Here is a 21062-nt window from a genome sequence, read left to right as displayed (position 1 = left end):
TATTATTTAAATGCTACAGATGCCGCTGCAGGAAACAACAACTTTATCCCAAATCCCGCCACTTGGAGCTACACCGCCAATACCACGGTTTGGGTGAGGACGGATTCCGCGTATTGTCCGGGAGAATGGCAGCCGCTGAATTTTACTTTCGGAACGGATCTGCCTCTCATTACAAACGCCGATTCAGTGACGGTTTGTGATAATGACCTGAACAATACCGAAAACATCAACCTCGGAACCTATAGAAATCTCTTTACCGCGGATGCCGCAGCTACGGTGAGGTATTTCTCCACGTTGGCTAATGCGCAGGCAAACACGCCGAATATCCCGGCCGCACAAACCATTACGGGAAATACCACTTTCTATTATAGATTTAAGAAAGCCGGGTTCTGCGATGTCATCGGAAAACTGGATATAGTTTTCAAACAGTCCACCCCTACAGCTTTGCTTAGTGCTTACACCATTTGCCAGGGAAGTTCGATCACGCTGAATGCGGAAACTACCTACACCGCATGGTTATGGAAAAAGGGAACCACCGTGATTTCCACGACAAACACTGCAACCTTAACCGGAGGCGTTTACACCATCGCATTCACCAATGCTTCGGGATGTGTATTCACGAAAACCATCACCGTCACCGAATCCCCGAAACCTATCTGGAAACTCAGCGGATACAATTTCACCGGTTGTGACGATAATTTTGACGGAGTGATTCCAGTAAATTTAGATGTGGTGACCAATTCGATTATTACCAATGCATCACTGTTTACGGTTCATTATTACCTGAATCTTTCGGATGCTGTTGCCGGCAATAACAATTACATTGCAAATCCATCAGCATGGAGTTATTCCGCAAATACCACAATTTGGGTAAGAGCAAATTCTCCGCACTGTCCACCGGAATGGAAACAGCTTGATTTCAAATTCGGACCAAATATTCCTTTGATCACGTCAACAGCGGATCAAGATGTTTGTGACAATACACTTAGCGGAAGCACAACCGTGACTCTTTCTGATTATAAGAACTTATTTACTGCGGACAACGCTGTTTCCGTGAAATATTTTGACGACCTCACCAAAGCACAAAACGACCTTCCGGGAGAGGATATTTCCGCAACCCAAACCATCACGGCAAATAAAACGTTCTACTTGAGATTCCACAAAACTGGTTTCTGTGACGTGATTGGTACTTTGAACCTGAAATTCAAACAGCCGAAACCATCCACAATTCTGAAAGATAAAGCGATCTGTCCGGGAACCATCACAGAATTAGATCCGGGTTCAGACTTCGACGGTTATTTATGGAGTACGGGCGAAACCACTCAGACCATCGATGTTCCTGTCGGAAATTATTGGGTGGATCTGTATTGGAATGGTTGCGTTTACCGACAAAACGTGAAGGTAACCGCAGTTGCACTTCCGGTAATCACAGCAGTTGAGATCAAGGGAAGCACTGTCACCGTGCAGGTTACCGGTGGAAATCCGCCATACCAGTATGCAATCGACAGCGGAAACTATCAATCATCAAATGTCTTCTATAATGTGAAAGGAGGCGACCACACCATCTTTGTGATTTCCGCGGACAATTGTGCTCCGGTAACTGCAGACATCTATGTTTTCGAGCCATATAATGTGATTACACCGAATGGCGATGGATTCAATGATGTTCTGAATTATTCCGGCATGCTGAAAAAAGAAGAGCCTTTCATGCAGATTTATGACCGATACGGAAAACTGATCTTTGCCGGTGATCAAGCAAACCGATTCACCTGGAACGGAACCGCAAACGGAAAACCTGTTCCTACCGGAAGTTATTGGGTAGTGATGCACTGGATTGAACCGGGCATGAACTCACTTTCCGAGTACACAGGTTGGGTTCTGGTGAAAAACCGTGATTAATCCATAAAATTTTGAAGCATAAAAAAACCTGAATTCGATTTGAATTCAGGTTTTTTTGTTTGACCATTTGTTTTTTGACATTCTTATACCAAAAAAATTATGAAATCTGTCTCATAAAATTTTTATTTATGTCTTTATTCACCGAGGTTCGCAATATTTTTTGCAACTATTTTTATGTGTGATGTCCGTTAGAATAATGTTCGCAAAAAACAATAGGACATGAAGTGTCACTGCACTGATTTAATCAAAAAAAATCTCCTGAAAATTTCCAGGAGATCTCACTATAAGAGAAGATTATCAGTTTTTTACTTTTTAATGAATTTCAGATTTTGAGAACCTTTCTCCGTTGAAACTTTTAATATATACAGACCATTTGCAATATTTTTTACATCTATTTTGTTATCAACTGTTTTAGAAACTTTAATTAATCTTCCATTTGAGTCAAAAACCTCGGCTTTAATGATTTTCTGATTTGCAGGATTTTGAATATGGATAAAATCCGTTGTTGGATTGGGGTAAATTTTGATGGAATTTATAAGTGTATCTGCGTTATTTACTGCCATTACTCCATTGCTGTTAAGTTTCACTAAAAAAGCATCGGAGGAGCCTCCGTAATTTACCTGATAAGACCCGGCTGTAGCAATATAACTGTCGGAAAACGTATTTCCGGTAAGATAAATATTTCCTGAAGAATCTGTCACTGTATAACCCCCGAAATCGGTATTGATATCACCTTCGCTATTCCGATGTTCATAAATGGTGATTTGCGCCCAGCTTCCGCCATCAATTTTTGAATACGAAATATTACCGTTTCCTTGCTTCCCTTCCCAACCGGAAGGTGGGTTGTAGGTTACAATATCAAAGGTTTCTTTTTGGGCAAAGGCACAGCCCCCTAATAGAATGCTGAAAAAAAGGAATGCTAAAAATTTCATTTTTATTATTTATTGAAAAAATCGGTTAATTAATTCTAAAACCCGGCGGATTGTCGATGGACGTTTCCAATGTCCTGTACGAGTAGCGAAACTCATAAGGGTCATTGGCTGCATTGAATTGGCCGCCGTCCCTTAACGTTGGTTTTCCCGGTTTAAGAACAATACTATTCCCATAGGTCGGGTCTTCTATTATCTCAAAATTGTAAGTGGTTTTCTCCAACTTATAATCGGAATATTTCACCAGTTTGCCCCATTCCTTAGAACTCGAGGTCTTTGTCCAAAACCCGGATTTCCCGTTTTTGGGGGTAATGGTAATCTGGTTGCCGTTTACAGAATAAGTCCCCTTTTCGTAAATGAATACAATATTATTTGCCTTAGTAAGCCATTGTTTGTTACGAAACAGGTAAGTGCCATCAGGATAAAAGTTGTATTCTTTTCTAAGGTATCCTGCAGTGTATTGCGGCATACCATTGATACTGTAACCCGTTGTTTCCAAAATATAATTGGTCCATAATCCGGTAACTGATGAATTGCTTTTGCTGGCGAACGTTTGCGAAACGCCATCATTTACGCTCTTACCGGTTTGCTTTAATTCAATTGAGCTGATAAACCCATTCACCTGCGGCATATACTTATCTGAATTCAGCAGCACCAGCAGGTTCATCATTTTGTTGCCTGATGATGCGGTAACCAATATGGCGATACCTTCCAAACCATCTTTACTGAATTTTGCCGATCCTGTCTGAAGATTCCAGCCGTTTTCATTTCCGGGTGCTTCCATTTTGGGATTTCCCGCGCCGAGTGGTTCCTGCACTATTTTTTGCCAGGAATTATCAAAATTGTTTTTGCTGTCTGCACCGCCTTCCAGTGATTTGTAGATACTGATTACGCAAAAGGTATTCTTCTGTTGCTCAATATTGGAAAAAGAAATGCTTTTATCTGTTTGTTCTTTCTTCCAACCTTTTACCGGTGTATAACTTACCAAATCAAAAGTTTCTTTTTGGGCAAAAGTGAAGCCCGTGGAAAGGATGATGAGCAAAAATAAAATGGTTGTTTTCATAGTAAATGGTTTTAAAAACCCGGTGGGAGTTTTACCGAGCTTGATGCAGTTGTTTCGTTGAGATAAGAAATTTTTCCATCGCCTTCGCATTTGGAATGGTTCCCATATATTTGATTATTCTAATAATTTTCTTACCCCCTCAAAATCAAAATTCTCTGTAAAATTTTCAACCAATGATTTTCCGAGAATTGTGTTAATATATCTGTAAGTAAGTTCAATCTGATAAGGTTTTGTGGGATTAGTTTCCGAACCTTTAAAATAGTCAGGATTATATTGGTAGAGCTTTGTCCCGCCTTTTGCGTCCCAAAATCCGCTGAAAGTGAATTCCCCGGTTTTTTGCGCATCGGCTAATGAGTCGGCATAATCTACTTCTACATTCACATACTCATTAGAGCCGGAGCCGTAGTAATTTTTAAAGTAAAAAATCTCTTTTTGGGGCTTTACGACCGCCGGTTGCGATAGCCATTCTGCAGAGTTTTCTTTCAGTGCTTGCTGTACAATCGCTTTTTTTGCTTCGTTTTTTTTCTGCCAATCAGGAAATCTGGCTTTTCTGACCACCAAATTTTTCTTTCCGTTTTCATAAAGTTGCGGAAATTTTACCGGGTCTTTCATCATTTTGGCGCATTCGGTTTCTATTTCTTTGATTTTTTGGGCAGTTGCCATTGCTTCTCGGTCATAATAAACCAAAAGAGCTTCCAGGTATTGTTTGCGTGTTACGGGAACTAAAGGCTGTATCCCCGTTTTGGTGAAGTACCAGTGCCTGGTCATGAAGGTGCTTCTGTTCCCTGATTTCACGGTGCTTTCCGGAATGTCCTGATAATAGCCTTTGATGCTGTTTGGTTTTATTTTTTCTTCATTTAATTTCAGGAAATTGCAGAGCGCGATAAATTTTCCGTTGTACTGGTTGTACTGTTCGTAGTAGGGATTGTCGTCTGCAAAGGTGTATGCGGTTTCTATGCCATAAAAAGGACGGTTCACATAAGCCCTGAAAACTATGGCGTACTCACTGTTTACTTTGGGTTGGTTATTATTGCAGAAATATTCGTAGAAACCCTGGTTGAGGTCATAGCTCAGCAACCCGTTTTTTCCGAAATAGGTATTCGCATTAGATGGAGTGCCGAAAGCCATTTTCAGGATGCCTCCTTTTATTGCATAATTTTTCCGGCTTTCTTTTTCAAGATTTTCAATTTGTGTGAGTGTCTTATTCGCAGCAGCTTTATTAACCGGTGTTTTGAGCTCATCAAACCAGTGCGCTTTTTGCTGTGGCCATTCACAATGTGCCGCATCTACACTTGAGCCCGAAAGCTGCGACAGGTCATCGCCCTTATTGCAGTTTTGGGCAGAAAGAGAAATGGAGTAAAAAAATGCAATGAAGATGAAGTTTTTCATAATAAATTACACTACAGGTACTTTAAATAACTTTAATTCTATTTTTTGATAAACTTCAGATTTTCTATGCCTTTTTCCGTAATTATTTTTAGAAAATACATTCCTTTCGGCAGTTTTTCCACAGAAATTTTGGTGTTTTCTATCGTGGTGTTTTTAATTAATCTTCCGTTCAAGTCCAGGATTTCTGCTTTGGAGATTTTAAGATTTCCGGGGTTTTGGATGTTGAGGAAATCTGTCGCGGGATTAGGATAAATTCTAAGGTTGGATTTTATGGCATTTTCTGATGAAGCGAGATTTTGGCTGGGATCATTCAGTTTTTGCACAAAAATATCTGCACTTCCTGTAGAAGTAAGAGTATAGACTCCCGCATCCGGATCAAAATCTACAGTGTTAAAAAATAATCCTGCGGTGTAAATATCTCCCAACGTATTTACAGCAATAGAATGTCCTTCATCATTACCAGAGCCTCCAAAAGATTTTGCCCATTTAAAATTACCGCCTGAATCTAATTTCTGTATAAAAACATCACTGTTTCCTGAAGAAGTAAGACTGTAAATTCCCGCTCCCGGATCAAAATCTACAGTACCTCTGTAAAAACCTGTAGTATAAACGTTTCCCGAAGTATCTAATGCAATAGAATTCCCTTCGTCATCGTTTGGTCCGCCAAAGGATTTCGCCCAAAGAAAATTACCCTGGGAGTCCATTTTTTGTATGAAAACATCATACACATCTGCTGTGAGGCTGTAGGTGCCTGAACCTGGATCAAAATCAACCGTTCCGCCAAAATAACCGCCGGTATATACATTTCCGGAAGCATCTGTGGCAACAGAATTTCCATAATCATTCAATACTGATGAGCCGAAGGATTTTGCCCAAACAAAGTTTCCATTGGGATCTAATTTTTGTACAAAGATGTCGTAACCATAATTTGATGTGAGATTAAAAACCGCGGTTCCGGGATCAAAATCTGCAGTATCCGTATAGTAACCGGTTGTAAACACGTTTCCGGAAGTATCTATTGCTATGGATTTTCCACGTTCATTGCCTGATCCTCCAAAAGATTTTGCCCAAAGAAAATTACCATTGTTGTCTAATTTCTGTATAAAAACATCTACGCCTCCGTTTGATGTGAGTTCGGATACACCGGTTCCGGGATCAAAATCTAGTGTGCCATAAAAATATCCGGTCGTATATACATTTCCCGAAAAATCTACGGAAACGGCATTTCCATATTGAATTGTGGAATTTCCACCAAGTGATTTTACCCAAATAAAATTACCGTTGGCATCCAGTTTTTGTAAAAACGCATCAGTGGTTCCATTTGATGTAAGATTTGCTACGCCTGTTCCGGGATCAAAATCTACTGCCCCTGCAAAAACACCAACAATATATAAGTTTCCCGAAGCATCCAAATTCATGAAATTACTTTCATCATTACCGGTTCCTCCAAAGGATTTTGCCCAAAGAAAATTACCGGCAGCATCTAATTTTTCTACAAAAACATCAGTTGCTCCGTTAGAAGATAGATTATAGGTGCCAGTCCCGGGATCAAAATCTATAGTTCCCTGAAAAAACCCTGTAATATATACATTTCCAGAGGCATCGGTTTTTACAGAACTTACGTAATCAAAATTGGTGCTTCCTGTTCCTGTTGCCCACTGAAAGCTTTGTGCTTGCAGTATGATGGTTGCCAACATGAACACGGTAAGGGTAAAATGAGTTTTCATGATCATGGGATTTAATTTTTGATAAACTTCAAGTTTTCTACGGATTTTTCAGTAGATATTTTCAGGTAGTAGATTCCTTTTGGGAGGTTTTCCACAGAAATTTTGGTGTTTTCTATCGTGGTACTTTTAATTAATCTTCCGTTCAAGTCCAAAATTTCTGTTTTATTGATTTTAAAGTTTTCAGGGTTTTGAATGGTGATGAAATCAGCAACCGGATTCGGATATATTTTAAATGAATTTTTATTAATATTATCTACAGACAGCATTATCTGTTCGCTTAATTGTACATAAAGCTTATCGCCTAATTCATTGCAACAGTTTGCATCAACTTTAAGGCTTTTATAGGTCGGATTTGAGGAATATCCAAAACTAACATTATAGGAGGAACCTACAGGATTAATAGTTGCATAAGCTCCTGTTGCCTCTACAACTGTGCCTTGTCCAAAATCGTCGTACATTACCTTGAAATGGCCATCTACAGGCCAACTGTAAGGTTGTCCGTCATTAATTCCCGGACTCATCAAGCAGCAATCCCAATCATAAACGGTAGCGTAGCGATAATAAACATTAGAACCGTCTAATGCCTGAATTCCTTGGCTGTACATAAAATAACAGGCAATAAAGGCAAAAAAAATGAATGTTTTTTTCATGATATATTATTTTTATGTTTTAAAAATTATCTTAAATTTCTTATTTAGCACTTAAAAATAGATCAGTTTCTAATAAATTTTGAAGTTTGACTTTTCCCATTTTCTAATGTAATTTTTATAAGGTAAATTCCTTTCTTCAAGTTTTCTACAGAGATTTTATCGCCAACAGAATTACTTTTATATAACTGTCTGCCGCTGAGGTCATAAATTTCTGCAGATTTTATTTTTTTAAGGGCTGAAAAATAGATAAAGTCGGATGCAGGATTGGGGTATATTTTGATTACCTGTTCCGCGGTGGTCTCTGAAGTGGAGAGATAGGAGGATAAATCAACAATTTTAATCACATTGTTCCCCGTATCTGTTACGAAGAGTTTTGTTCCGTCGTTATTTAAAGAAACGCCTTCCGGATTCAGGAAATTGCTTCCGATGTTGATAAAATTGTTTCCGTCTAAATCCATTCTTCTTATGGCATTGCTGCCTGTTTCGGCAATATAGATTACATTGTGAATTTTATCAACCGCCACAGAACTTGGATTGTTTATTTGTGGACCAATAGTTGTGGTGGTATTATTGGGCGCAATTTTTCTTATGGCATTTCCACCATAATCTGCAACATAGATATTTCCTGCGCTGTCGAAGTCAAAACCCCGCGCATTTACAATTCCGCTTCCCCAATATTCATAAATCCAGGAAAATGTTGGTAAATAGAAATATCTACTCAAAATAACAGAATTATTGGTTTGGGAATAATAATCTTTTTGTCCATTGTTGACAGCGTAGTAAATAGAGCTTATTCCTGTAATAGCATCACTTACATTGCTTCCACTGTTACTTATTTCTTTTACGATGTTTGTCGTTCTGTCCGAAACGTAGATTCCGTGATTGGGAGTCATAGATATACCTCCCGCCAAGACATTTGAAGTATAGTATATATTTGAAATATTAATTCCGGAAAAGTTGGTCACTACTTTTTTTAGTGCATTATAACTTGTTTTTACGTCTGCATCATTTACAAAGTAGGTTTCAAATGATGCAGAAGGATCGAACACAATTCCTATAGGTGTATTGAAATTGCTGCCTCTTTTTATGTAGATATTGTCGGGGTATCTGAAATCATAGGTTCTATATCGCCCATCAGTATCAAAAAATACAAAATGTGCATTTTGATAATCCTTTGCCGAAATTGCTTGAGGTAAAAATAATTGACCGGCAGGATAAACAGGAAGTGTATAATGGGTAATCATAGTTCCCGAAGTATCCATCAATACAATGTCCGACATTCCGCCTACAACCAATGCATTCAGATTTGGGCAATAGTCTATGCACGTTATATTGGTTCCGGTTGTGTTTGATTCCGAGTATGAAGTAAAAATATTATTAATTTTTAGAATTTTAGGGTTGTTTGCAAACACATAGTAACTGTTGCCCTGATTATCAAAAGTAAAGTCTTCGGCACCGGAAACGTTGGTAGGCAGGTTTGCAGCACCTAAACTGCCATTAGCAATATCTATTCTTCCCAGTTTATTTTGTAGTGCAGGAGAAACATACCATAGATTAATACCTATGAACTTCATTTTGGTAATGGCCACATTTGGACTTGAAAATAATACCGGATTACTTCCGTCGGTATTCATTTTAAAAACCTTACCGCCGTTGGTTCCCGGACTGTCGTAGGCAACATATAGATTATTGTTGCTGTCCAGCGCAATTGCACCGGGTTTGCCGTTCCCTGCAGAAATTACGGTTGTTTTGTTGTGGGAATCTATTTTCATGATCAAATCATCGGTACTGTCGCAGATATAGAGGTTTCCACTGGTGTCCTGCGCAATATCTGTGGCGTAAGTAAACGGGTATCCCAATCCCACGGTGGTAATATTTTGGGCACTTGCCATTTCCCAGAACAAGGAGGATAAAAGCATTAAAAAATATTGAAATGTTTTCATGATGTTTTGAATTTTATTGATGATTCATTATTTATCTTTGTGATGATGAAGCAAAGTTATTTTGCTGTCTCTCAATAGGCAATCCTGAAAAAAGGGAAATTTTATGCCCCCAAAATCCCATTTTATGGGGAGGCAAATTCTAAAAACCAAGAACTAATTTTGTATTATGAAAACCATTACTGCCTTTGTTTTTATCGTGTTGTTTTTTCCAGGTTTGTTTGCGCAAAAACGAATAAACACTGACAGTATAAAAAACCTGATAAAAACTTCAAAAACTGACAGCGCAAAAATTAACTTATATTTCACGCTTACAAGTGAATACATTCAAGACGATATAGATTCGGCGAAGTATTTTTTGAAAATGGGTAAAAGTTTGATTGGCAAAACAAACGCTCACCAATATGACTATGATTATTATTTTTCGGGATTAAAAATTTGTCATGCCACACAAGAATTTGACAAAGCATTAAAATATAATTTGAAAGCTCTTAAAACAGCAGAACAAAATAATAACGATTTTCAAAGAGCCGAAGCTTTAAGGTCATTATTTGTAATTTATTTGAATCTAAAAAAAGACACTTTAGCAGTTAGAACAGCGCAATCAGCAATTAAACTTACAGAAAAAATAAAAGATACTGCTAATCTTTCTGTTGCCTACGGAAATCTTTCACGGCTTTATTTTGAAATAGGCAATTTTCAAAAATCTATAATTTATGGAAAAAAAGGCATTGATGCCGGAAAACGATATAATAATTTGAAAGGTTTGGCAATCAGCATAAACAACACTGCAGTTTCATATCAGGAATTAGGAAATATAAAACAAGCAGAAAGTTTATTTTTAGAATTATTAAAAATTTCTGAAAAAAATAATTTAGCACGTTCTAAGGTTAAAGCTTTGGTCAATTTGATCAATAATGGTGTATATACGGGAAATAAAACAAAACTCCACTATTACTTAAACCAGTTGCAATTTTTTATAAAAAAAAATCCTAATGCTCCTTTTGCAAAGTCAGATTTGAGTCGCTTAAATGAATATATCGCCTACGATTACTTATATTCAGACAAGTTTGATGAAGCAGAAAAAGAAGCGAATAAAGGATTAGAATTAACAAAAAATGATAATGAAAGACAACAAATCTTATTTAAATTAATCTGTCTTATAAATTTTGCTAAACATAATTATGCAAAAGGAAAGGAATATCAATTGAAATCAGACTCAATACAGGTAATTTTGGACAAAGAGGATTTAAGTGACTTTGAAGCAAACCTCGACAAAAAATACCAAACCGAAAAAAAAGAAAACCAAATACAACTTCAGCAAGCCCAAATCAAAAATAAAAACATCCTCAACTATATCGCATTCGGTAGTGTAATTGGCTTACTCACTATCTTATTTTTGACTTACCGCAACTACAGCCACCGCAAAAAACTACAGCTACAGCGCATCACAGAACTCGAAACCGAAAAACAATTACTCGCCACACAATCCCTACTCAAAGGTCAGGAAGAAGAGAGAAGCCGCCTCGCAAAAGACCTTCACGACGGTTTGGGAGGACTTCTGAGTGGCGTAAAACTACAATTAGGATCTATGAAAGGAAATTTAATTTTATCGGAAGAAAACAAGATAACTTTCGATAGGGCTTTGTTGAAATTAGACGAGTCCATCAGCGAAATGCGCAGAGTTGCACACAACATGATGCCCGAATCTTTAGTGAGAACTGGCTTGAAACAGGCAATTTTAGAATATTGTGATTCGCTTTCCCAAAATCAAAAGTTCAAAATTAATTGCGAACTTCACGGTATTGATGAAAAAATGAGCAATGCAACCGAAGTAATTTTGTACCGAATTATTCAGGAATTGGTAAACAATGCGGTAAAACATGCAGAAGCCACTCAAATTTTGGTGCAGGTTCTTCGCGATGAAAACCATAATATATTCATTACCATAGAAGACAACGGAAAGGGAATGGAGCAAAACAAAGAAATTATTTTGAAATCTCCCGGGATGCAAAGTTTGCTGTCCAGAGTAAATTATCTGAAAGGAACGATGGACATCAAATCCGAACCAAAAAAAGGAACTTCTATCTATATCGAATGCAAAGAGGAACATGATGGATAAAATAAAAATAATGATTGTTGATGACCATCCAATGGTACAGGAAGGATTGCGCGCCATGATGAATCAAATAAAATTTGTGGATTTAACAGGTATTGCAAATAATGCCTTTGATGCCTTGGAAAAAATTAAAAAAAATCCGCCCGAATTGGTACTAACCGACATCAACATGCCAGAAATCAACGGAATTGAACTCACCGTAAAAATAAAAAAAGAATTCCCGGACATAAAAATTATCGGGATGAGCACCTTCAACGAAAGAAACTACATCACACAGATGATTGCTTCCGGTGCAGATGGTTTTTTGGTGAAAAATGCTTCCGAAGAAGAAATAAAAAAAGCCATCCTTTCCGTTTCAGAAGGCAAAATGTATCTGAGTGTCGATGTAAATTTAAGCACCAACGAAAAAACGGAACTCAAGAAAATCCCAATCATCACAAGTCGCGAAAGAGAAGTTTTAGAATTGATTGCGGAAGGATTAACCAACCAACAAATCGCCGAGAAAATTTTCATAAGTCCTTATACCGTTGACAGTCACCGGAAAAGCTTGCTTACAAAACTCAACGCCCACAATACGGCAAACCTGATCAAACAGGCAGTGAAGTTTAACCTAATTCGCTGAACGCCGCTGATCACGACATCAAGATTTGCTTTTGGCGTATTAAACCTTGAAGGTTTAAAGCATAAAAAAACCTGAATTCGATTTGGATTCAGGTTTTTTTATTTTGAGCTTAAACTAAGGGGTTTCCTGCAACAGCAACTTCTGGATCACTTTTTCAGTTTCAGCGCGCAATTCATCGATTCCCTCGTTATTGTAAATAACAAAATCTGCGAGTTTGACTTTGTCTTTTTCCGGCATCTGCTTGTTCATCACACTTTCAACTTCTCGGTAGGTTTTTCCGTCGCGGTCCATCACGCGTTTCAGCCGTAGATTGTCGTCCGCAGTTACGAGGATCGATTGGTAGCAGCTTTCGTTTAACTTTAATTCAAAAAGAAGCGCCGTTTCTTTAAAAACGAAATCTTTAGTTTGCCGCGAAACCCAGTTCTCAAAATCGTATTTCACCGCAGGATGAATCATTCCGTTCAATTGGTGCAGCAAATCCTCATTATTAAAAACCAGTTCGGAAACGTATTTTCGGTTATAAAGTCCGTGTATGTCATAAGCGTTTTCTCCCAACAGCTGAGTGATTCCCACTTTAAGGTTTTCATCATCATTCACAATTTCTTTTGCTCTCAGATCCGAATAATACACCGGAAAACCCATCTCCTCAATGAATTTTGCCACGGTAGATTTCCCCGAACCGATTCCGCCGGTTAAGCCGATAATCTTTGAATTAGTGTGAAAACTTTCTTCGTCCATTTTCCAACTTTCTATTAATAACCAAAGACTTCGTTCATCGAAAAGGTTTCATCCAAACGAACTCCTCTTTCCGTCATTTTTAAGGAAGCCAGTTCATGATGTGCATCATGCTCGAAAAAAAGCAGGTATTCGTTATCAATACACTGTTTCAGAAATTTTCCTTTTTCATCCATGGTCAAAAGTGGTCGGGTATCGTAACCCATCACATAAACCTGCGGAATATGTCCCACTGTCGGAATCAAATCTGCCGCAAAAACCACTGTTTTTTCCTGATATTGAATAACGGGAAGCATTTGTTTTTCGGTGTGTCCGTCCACAAAAATCACATCCATTTTCAAATCCGGCGCGAAACCGTAATTTCCGGTTGATGGAATCGGTAGAAACTGGAGTTGTCCGCTCTCCTGCATTGGAAGGATATTTTCTTTCAGGAAACTGGCTTTTTCTCTTGCGTTCGGTTCTGTAGCCCATTTCCAGTGGTTTTCATTGGTCCAGAAATGTGCATTTTTAAAGGCGGGACGATAACCGGTTCTCTCGTCGTTCCACTCAATCGCACCACCGCAGTGGTCGAAATGAAGATGCGTCAGGAAAACATCGGTAATATCATCGCGTACAAAGCCATATTTCTTCAGGTTCTTATCCAGAGAATCATCTCCCCAAAGTGAATAGTGGCCGAAGAATTTCTCGTCCTGCTTGTTTCCCAGCCCACAATCGATGAGGATGAGTTTTTTGCCGTCTTCCACCAAAAGCGAGCGGGTTCCGAGTTCTATCAAGTTTCTTTCATCTGCGGGATTGGTGCGTTCCCAAATGGTTTTCGGCACCACACCGAACATGGCGCCACCGTCTAGTTTAAATTTTCCGCATTGTATGGGATAGAGTTTCATAAAATATATTTTTGTGTATTTAAAAGCGAGCAGCGTTGTTAGCGCTTAAAGCGCTAACAACGCTTACACCGCTATTCTAATTTCAGCATGTTTTCAGCAATTTGCAGCGAACCCGGATCGCCAAGTTCCTGCAGGTGTTCTATAATCCTTTTGGTGTCTTCTTCGTTCCGGTTCTGCGAGAGTTTGTTTGCAATCGAAATCTCGGTCGGTATGATATTGATTCCAAATGCGCCCCTCATTTCCTTTCTCACAAAATCGTCACCCATATTTTCCACAAGAAAAGGACATTTCTGGGATTTTTCATATTTGAAGGTCATCCGTTTCAAATGGTCATAAAGTTCGTCATCCGTCATCGCCTCTACCTTTCCGCGGATTTGGACTGCCTGATAATTCCAGGTCGAAACATTTTTATGGTTGTACCAACTTGAAGAAATATAGCAATTCGCTCCCAAAAAATCACACAGCACCTCATCGCCGTCCTTCAAAACCTTTGCCTGAAAATTGGCTTTTGAAAGATGTGTTTCCAGATAAAAACCGCCCTCATTTTCATTCATCAAAAACATCGAATGGGTTGCAGATAATTTTTCCTTATCCGAAATTAAAAGTGCAAAACCGTTTTCATCAATGATTTTTTTCATTAATGAAACATCTTCGCTTCTATAGATTTTTGGGATGTGCATTTTGCTTCATTTAAAGATTTATAATCTTTGAGAAAACCCTAAAAAAGTTCCCCAGGATTTTTCGCTCTCGAAATACCCAAATGTCGGTACGCTTTCTCCGTCACTTCCCGTCCTCTCGGCGTTCGGATAATAAATCCTTCCTGGATCAAAAACGGCTCATAAACCTCTTCCAAAGTTTCCGGATTTTCGCCAATAGAAGTTGCCAACGCAGAAATTCCCACCGGTTTCCCACGGAAATTTTCTATCATGACCCGCATGATTTTGTTGTCCATATCGTCCAATCCGAATTCGTCAACATTTAAAGAATTTAATGCGAATTTGGTAATTTCAATTTCGATTTCGCCATTTCCTTTTATCTCGGCAAAATCACGAACCCTCCGCAATAATGCGTTCGCAATTCTTGGCGTACCCCGGCTTCTTCTGGCAATTTCCAGTGCGGCATCCTCGTAGATTTTCACGCCCAAAACCCTTGCACTTCTTTCGATAATCATTCCCAAAAGCTCCACCGTGTAATATTCCAGCCGGCTTTGAATCCCGAATCTTGCGAGCATCGGTTTGGTCAACATTCCGCTTCTGGTGGTTGCTCCAACGAGCGTAAAAGGATTTAAACCAATCTGAACACTTCTAGCATTCGGTCCGGTTTCCAGCATGATGTCGATTTTGTAATCTTCCATTGCCGAGTACAGATATTCTTCCACAATCGGCGACAGACGGTGGATTTCATCGATAAACAAAACGTCGTTTTCCTCTAAATTGGTGAGCAATCCAGCCAAACTTCCGGGTTTGTCCAAAACGGGACCCGAAGTAATCTTGCAGTTCACCCCGAGTTCGTTCGCGATGATGTGGGCCAAAGTAGTTTTTCCCAATCCGGGAGGACCGTGCAACAGCACATGATCCAAAGCGCCACCACGATTTTTCGCGGCCGCCACGAAAACTTCCAGATTATCCAAAGTTTTCCTTTGTCCGGCAAAATCCGCAAAACTCTGCGGACGGATTTTCTCTTCCTGCATCAATTCCTCGTGGGAATAATTCTCCTTATCGGCATATAAAAAATCGGGCATTACGGTCTGTTTTGAATTCCAAAGATAAGGATTTCTGCGAGGATTTGGGTAGAGTGAATGGATTATCCAAAGATTATATTTTAGAAAAATAGGGTTTACAATTTAAACCAAAATGATAAAACGAAGGTGTAAAGCAGCAAAATGTTGGCAGAAAAAATCACACTTCTAAAAGGAAACCGCGAAGCCGTGATATGCCGGTTAAATCGATCTTTCAACATCTAATTTTAATTCCTAATTTTACGCTTATGAAATTAATCGGTCCTTTTAAGCAAATTATCACTTTAGCCAACCTTCCTTTGCGCGGAAAACTTTCAGACCACCAACTAGAAATCATCGAAAACGGTGGAATTCTAATTGAAAACGGAAAAATTGCAGAAGTGGGAAATTACGAAAAATTAAATACTGAAAATCCTGCTGCAGAAAAAGAACTCCCCGATGACATTCAAATCGCAGTTCCCGCTTTTACAGATTCCCACACACACATCTGTTTCGGTGGAAACCGTGCGAATGATTTCGCCATGCGAAACGCCGGAAAAACTTACCTTGAAATTGCAGAAAGCGGCGGCGGAATCTGGAGTTCCGTTCAGCATACCAGAAATGCATCAGAAGAGGAATTATTGAAAACAACGTTAGAACGAATTGATTTTCTGATCAGTTTGGGAATTACAACTATTGAAATAAAATCCGGTTACGGTTTGGATCTGGAAAACGAACTGAAAATGTTGCGCGTCATCAAAAAAGCGCAAACGCTTACTAAAGCGACTTTGGTTCCGACCTGTCTTTCTGCGCACTTGAAACCCAGAGATTTTGAAGGAACTTCCAAAGCATATCTGGATTATATTTTGGAGCAGATTTTACCTAAAGTGAAAGAAGAAGATCTTGCAAACCGAGTAGATATCTTCATTGAGAAATCTGCATTTCAGCCGGAAGAAAGCAAAGCGTTTTTGATCAAGGCTAAAGATTTAGGTTTTGAAATCACTGTTCATGCCGATCAGTTCACGCCCGGAAGTTCCAGAATCGCGGTAGAAGTAGGAGCAAAATCCGCTGATCATTTGGAAGCAACGATTGATGAAGACATAGCATTTTTGGCAAAATCCGAAACGGTTGCAACTGCACTTCCGGGAGCAAGTTTAGGTTTAGGCGAAAAATTTACACCGGCCAGAAAAATTTTAGACCAGGGTGGAATTCTCGCCATCGCATCGGATTGGAATCCCGGTTCCGCCCCGATGGGAAATCTCATTGCCCAAGCTTCTATTTTAGCCACTTTCGAGAAGCTTTCCACGGCAGAAGTTTTGGCTGGAATTACGTTTCGTTCGGCTTTTGCATTAAGTTTAGAAGACCGCGGAACTTTAGAAAAAGGCAAAAAGGCAGATTTTGTCACTTTTAAGACCGATAATTTTCAGAACATTCTTTATCAACAGGGAAGTTTAAAGGCGGAATCCGTTTACATTGACGGCGAAAAAATTTAAAAAAAAGATTTATCTTTAAAACCATAAAAATTAGCACAATGAGCAACTTAGAAATGTGGGAAGTTTTCATCCAAACAAAACCCGGACTTTCCCACAAACACGCGGGAACCGTGCAAGCCGCGACTGCTGAAATGGCGTTGCAAAACGCAAGAGACGTTTATACCAGAAGAATGGAAGGAACCTCGATTTGGGTGGTGCCGAGTAAATATTTGGTCACTTCCGAAGGCGTCGATAAAGAAGCATTTTTTGATCCTGCCGATGACAAATTGTACCGTCATCCGACTTTTTACGAAATTCCGAATGATGTGAAAAATATGTAAAAAGACCTTAAGAAAAAAGAGAATAGACAAAAGTCCTTTGACTTTGCTCTTTATTCTATCATCTTTAATCCAAAAAAATGAATCCACTTTTTAATTATACTTTAAAATTAGCCGACGATACTTTGATTTTTGGTCAAAGGTTGGGCGAACTCTGCGGAAAAGGACCTTATCTGGAAGAAGACATCGCTTTGACTAATATCGCGCTGGATTATTTGGGACAGAGCAATAATTTTTTCAAATATGCCGCCCAAGTCCAGAATTTAGGGAAGACTGAAGACGATTTGGCTTTCCTGCGTCTGGAAAAAGAATATCTGAACTGTCAACTATCGGAACTTCCAAACGGTGATTATGCTCAAACCATCCTGAAAGTCTATTTCTTTTCGGTTTACCTGAAACTTCTTTATGAAAATCTGATGAAAAGCAGCGACGCGCAACTTTCCGGCATTGCAGAGAAGTCTTTAAAAGAAGTGAAATACCATTACACACATGCTTCGACGTGGATTAAAATGTTTGCGGGCGGAACCGACGAAAGCAAAACCCGGCTTCAAAATGCGGTGGAAAACCTTTGGGAATACACTGCCGGAATCTTTGCGGAAACCTCCGGTGAAGAGGATTTGCGGAAACTCGAAATCGTTCCAGACGGTAAAATGATTTACGGGGAATGGAAAAAAGAAGTCGCCAAAGATTTCGCCAAATTCGGAATTGCGATTCCTGAAAGCGAATTTATGCAGAAAGGTTCCAGAACCGGTTACCACACGGAATATTTCGGTTATATCCTTTGCGAATTGCAATATATGCAGCGAACGTATCCGGATTGTGTTTGGTAAAAACAAGTTTGAGGTTTGAGGTTTTAGGTTTCAAGTTTCACGTTTCAAGTTTCACGTTTCACGTTGCAGCAGATAAGCAATTTCAGATACTAGTACAGATTGCTACATTGTTACATTAAATTAATATGGAATTATTAACATTGCTAAGAACGATTCCCGATCCCGAAATTCCCGTAATCAACATCGTGGAGCTCGGAATTGTGCGCGACGCGAAAATGATTTCGGAAAATGAGGCAGAAATCGTGATCACGCCGACCTATTCGGCTTGTCCGGCGATGTTTAATATTGAGGAAGACATCATTAAACTTTTTAGGGAAAAAGGAATTTCCGCAAAAGTGACCACTAAAATTTCCCCGGTTTGGACCACCGATTGGATGACCGACGAAGCCCGTGAAAAACTAAGATCTTACGGAATCACGCCACCGGAAAAAGGGGCGAATGAAAATCATCTGAACGTACCTAAAAAATGTCCGAGATGCGGCTCAGAAAACACCCGGGAAATCAGCAGGTTTGGTTCAACGCTTTGCAAAGCAACCTACCAATGCAACGATTGCCTGGAACCATTCGATTATTTTAAATGCCATTAAAGTGATGCGAGGATTTGATGATGAGCCGATTCGACGATTGGAATCACCCCTATTCTGAACATAACAACTTTTATTTTAAATAGTATTAAAACTTTATCTTTGTTAAAGTCCATTTGAACGGACTCTCAAATCATCGCAACAAAATTATGTACAAACAACTCGAAATAGAAACTCATCTTGATGGGAAACTGCTCATCGCCTATCTCAACGACGAGAAAACTTATAACAGTTTAAATAAAACCTTACTTTCTGAACTGAAAAATTTCATTCACGATGGAAGCCGCAATCAGGACGTCCGCTGTCTTGCGATTTCAGGTCGCGGAAAAGCGTTTTGTTCTGGCCAGAATTTAAAAGACGCCATGTCTTTCAGCGATCCGCAGGAAGAAAGAGTGATCCAGCGAATGGTGATCGATTATTATAATCCTTTGGTAAAAGAAATTGCCAACTGCAGAAAACCGGTAATTTCATTAGTGAATGGTCCTGCAGTGGGAGCAGGTGCAATGTTGGCTTTGATCTGCGACATCTGTTTGGCGACACAATCCTCTTATTTTTCACAAGCATTCGTGAACATCGGGCTGATTCCGGATACCGGCGGAACGTATTGGCTGCCAAAACTTTTGGGAAGACAGCAGGCAAATTATCTGGCTTTCACCGGAAAAAAACTTCCCGCAGTGGAAGCTAAAGAAATGGGGTTGATCGCCGATGTTTTTGAAGATGAAAACTTCATGGTCAATGCAATGGGGATTTTAGCACAGATTTCAAATTTACCTACAAAAGCAATTTCCTTAACCAAAAAAGCGTTCAACGAATCTTACGAAAATACTTTAAGCCAACAGTTGGATATTGAAGGAATCCTGCAGCAGGAAGCCGCAGAATCGGAAGATTTCATGGAAGGAGTTACGGCCTTTCTGGAAAAAAGAAAACCAGAATACAGAGGAAAATAAGATTAATCTAACCATTTATCAATGCGGCAATCTGCCAATTTTGCATTTTGATTGTCACATTGATGGATTTTCACATTTTTAATTTATGAAAATTGGAATAATTGGTTCCGGAACCATGGGAATCGGAATTGCGCAGGTTGCGGCAACTTCAGGCTCTGATGTTTTTTTGTATGACGCCAATTCGGAACAAACCGAAAAAGCATTATTGAATTTAAACAAAACTTTAAAAAAATTAGTCGAAAAACAAAAAATATCTTCAGAGAAAAGTCAGGATATTTTTAATAGAATAAAGCCCTGTACCGAACTTCAGGATTTTGCAGCTTGCGATTTGGTGATTGAGGCTATCATTGAAAATAAAGAAATCAAAACAAAAGTCTTTCAAAGTTTAGAAGAAATTGTTTCTGATCAATGTATTATTTCCAGCAATACTTCTTCTATTTCGATTACTTCACTTTCTTCAGAACTAAAAAATCCGGAGCGTTTTATCGGTATCCATTTTTTCAATCCGGCTCCGCTGATGCCTTTGGTGGAAGTAATTCCAGGACTTTTAACCGAGAAAACTTTAGCGCGAAAAATCTATTCCTTAATGGAAAGTTGGGGAAAAGTTCCCGTGATTGCGAAAGATGTTCCGGGATTTATCGTCAACAGAATTGCTCGTCCGTTTTATGGGGAAGCGTTGAGAATCGCTGAAGAAAACATTGCCACACCCGAACAAATCGATGATGCGATGCGGACTTTGGGGAATTTCCGGATGGGACCTTTCGAATTGATGGATTTGATTGGAATTGATGTGAATTTCTCGGTTACGAAAACAGTGTATGCCGATTATTTCTACGACCCTAAATACAAACCTTCCCTACTCCAACAAAGAATGGCGGAAGCAAAACTACTTGGAAGAAAAACCGGAAAGGGATTTTTTGACTATGCGGAAAATGCGGAAAAACCTGCTCCAGAAAAAGACGACGAACTGTACCAAACCATTTTCAACCGGATTATTTCCATGCTCATCAATGAAGCCGTGGAAGCTAAAAGATTGGGAATTGCCAATGACGAGGATTTGGAATTGGCGATGCAAAAAGGCGTGAATTATCCGAAAGGATTATTGGCGTGGGGATTTGAAATAGGCTACGGAAAAATTTCCGAAACTTTGCAAGACCTTTACAACGAATATCAGGAAGAACGCTATCGGCAAAGCCCTTTGCTTAGAAAAATGTGAG

General features: G+C 39.1%; 19 protein-coding genes. 9 read left to right on the top strand and 10 right to left on the bottom strand.

What is annotated here, in order from left to right; genetic code table 11:
* On the top strand, positions 1-1899 hold a 1899-nt coding region (locus ACM44_RS09185; RefSeq protein ID WP_048499737.1), incomplete at its 5' end, for a T9SS type B sorting domain-containing protein.
* Positions 1900-2204: 305 nt separating this feature from the next.
* Here the strand turns inward: ACM44_RS09185 and ACM44_RS09180 are convergent.
* From ACM44_RS09180 to ACM44_RS09155, 6 genes are all read right to left on the bottom strand, one after another.
* Complete coding sequence (locus tag ACM44_RS09180; RefSeq protein WP_048499736.1) at positions 2205-2831, bottom strand: T9SS type A sorting domain-containing protein; 627 nt, start codon at positions 2829-2831, stop codon at positions 2205-2207.
* A gap of 25 nt (positions 2832-2856) precedes the next feature.
* Entirely contained in the window at positions 2857-3891 is a 1035-nt protein-coding gene (locus tag ACM44_RS09175; protein ID WP_048499735.1) for a hypothetical protein, read from the bottom strand.
* A 114-nt stretch (positions 3892-4005) separates the two neighbouring features.
* Entirely contained in the window at positions 4006-5280 is a 1275-nt protein-coding gene (locus tag ACM44_RS09170; RefSeq protein ID WP_048499734.1) for a hypothetical protein, read from the bottom strand.
* Positions 5281-5318: 38 nt separating this feature from the next.
* Positions 5319-7007 (bottom strand): SBBP repeat-containing protein, encoded by a 1689-nt coding sequence (locus tag ACM44_RS09165; protein WP_160303998.1) that lies wholly within the window; start codon positions 7005-7007, stop codon positions 5319-5321.
* A gap of 11 nt (positions 7008-7018) precedes the next feature.
* The gene (locus ACM44_RS09160; protein WP_048499732.1) at positions 7019-7657 is read right to left on the bottom strand and encodes a T9SS type A sorting domain-containing protein; all 639 of its coding nucleotides are present in this window, start codon (positions 7655-7657) and stop codon (positions 7019-7021) included.
* Positions 7658-7719: 62 nt separating this feature from the next.
* Complete coding sequence (locus ACM44_RS09155) at positions 7720-9576, bottom strand: T9SS type A sorting domain-containing protein (RefSeq protein ID WP_048499731.1); 1857 nt, start codon at positions 9574-9576, stop codon at positions 7720-7722.
* A 190-nt stretch (positions 9577-9766) separates the two neighbouring features.
* On the opposite strand from ACM44_RS09155, the gene ACM44_RS09150 reads away from it, so the two are divergent.
* The gene (locus ACM44_RS09150; RefSeq protein WP_048499730.1) at positions 9767-11719 is read left to right on the top strand and encodes a tetratricopeptide repeat-containing sensor histidine kinase; all 1953 of its coding nucleotides are present in this window, start codon (positions 9767-9769) and stop codon (positions 11717-11719) included.
* Positions 11709-12338: a response regulator gene (locus ACM44_RS09145; protein ID WP_206540195.1), complete on the top strand. Its 630-nt coding sequence runs from the start codon at positions 11709-11711 to the stop codon at positions 12336-12338. The genes ACM44_RS09150 and ACM44_RS09145 overlap by 11 nt, the downstream gene beginning before the upstream one ends.
* 114 nt (positions 12339-12452) lie before the next feature.
* Here ACM44_RS09145 and coaE read toward each other — a convergent pair whose 3' ends face one another.
* From coaE to ruvB, 4 genes are all read right to left on the bottom strand, one after another.
* Positions 12453-13076 (bottom strand): dephospho-CoA kinase, encoded by a 624-nt coding sequence (gene coaE, locus ACM44_RS09140; RefSeq protein WP_048499729.1) that lies wholly within the window; start codon positions 13074-13076, stop codon positions 12453-12455.
* Positions 13077-13090: 14 nt separating this feature from the next.
* A complete protein-coding gene (locus tag ACM44_RS09135) occupies positions 13091-13957 on the bottom strand; it encodes an MBL fold metallo-hydrolase (protein WP_048499728.1) in 867 nt (288 codons plus the stop codon).
* Between the two features lie 71 nt (positions 13958-14028).
* Positions 14029-14637: an FMN-binding negative transcriptional regulator gene (locus ACM44_RS09130; protein ID WP_048499727.1), complete on the bottom strand. Its 609-nt coding sequence runs from the start codon at positions 14635-14637 to the stop codon at positions 14029-14031.
* Positions 14638-14675: 38 nt separating this feature from the next.
* Positions 14676-15698 (bottom strand): Holliday junction branch migration DNA helicase RuvB, encoded by a 1023-nt coding sequence (gene ruvB / locus ACM44_RS09125; protein ID WP_048499726.1) that lies wholly within the window; start codon positions 15696-15698, stop codon positions 14676-14678.
* Positions 15699-15943: 245 nt separating this feature from the next.
* Here ruvB and hutI point away from each other — a divergent pair, with 245 nt between their 5' ends.
* The 6 genes from hutI to ACM44_RS09095 all read left to right on the top strand — a co-directional run bounded on the left by hutI (position 15944) and on the right by ACM44_RS09095 (position 21061).
* Positions 15944-17167, top strand: a complete 1224-nt coding sequence (hutI, locus tag ACM44_RS09120) for an imidazolonepropionase (RefSeq protein ID WP_048499725.1) — start codon at positions 15944-15946, stop codon at positions 17165-17167.
* A gap of 38 nt (positions 17168-17205) precedes the next feature.
* Positions 17206-17487 carry a 1,2-phenylacetyl-CoA epoxidase subunit PaaB gene (gene paaB / locus ACM44_RS09115; protein ID WP_048499724.1) on the top strand — a complete coding sequence of 94 codons (282 nt, stop codon included), beginning with the start codon at positions 17206-17208 and terminating at the stop codon, positions 17485-17487.
* Between the two features lie 77 nt (positions 17488-17564).
* Positions 17565-18314 carry a 1,2-phenylacetyl-CoA epoxidase subunit PaaC gene (gene paaC, locus ACM44_RS09110; RefSeq protein ID WP_048499723.1) on the top strand — a complete coding sequence of 250 codons (750 nt, stop codon included), beginning with the start codon at positions 17565-17567 and terminating at the stop codon, positions 18312-18314.
* 125 nt (positions 18315-18439) lie between these two features.
* Positions 18440-18901: a 1,2-phenylacetyl-CoA epoxidase subunit PaaD gene (paaD, locus tag ACM44_RS09105; protein WP_183325368.1), complete on the top strand. Its 462-nt coding sequence runs from the start codon at positions 18440-18442 to the stop codon at positions 18899-18901.
* 146 nt (positions 18902-19047) lie between these two features.
* Positions 19048-19845, top strand: a complete 798-nt coding sequence (locus tag ACM44_RS09100; protein WP_048499721.1) for an enoyl-CoA hydratase/isomerase family protein — start codon at positions 19048-19050, stop codon at positions 19843-19845.
* Between the two features lie 85 nt (positions 19846-19930).
* Positions 19931-21061, top strand: a complete 1131-nt coding sequence (locus ACM44_RS09095; protein WP_048499720.1) for a 3-hydroxyacyl-CoA dehydrogenase NAD-binding domain-containing protein — start codon at positions 19931-19933, stop codon at positions 21059-21061.
* The last annotated feature ends 1 nt before the right edge of the window (position 21062 follow it).

It is taken from the genome of Chryseobacterium koreense CCUG 49689, from assembly GCF_001045435.1.
Classification (GTDB): domain Bacteria; phylum Bacteroidota; class Bacteroidia; order Flavobacteriales; family Weeksellaceae; genus Kaistella; species Kaistella koreensis.
Note: the sequence above shows the minus strand (reverse complement) of the source record. Positions and strands in the feature narration are given on the sequence as shown.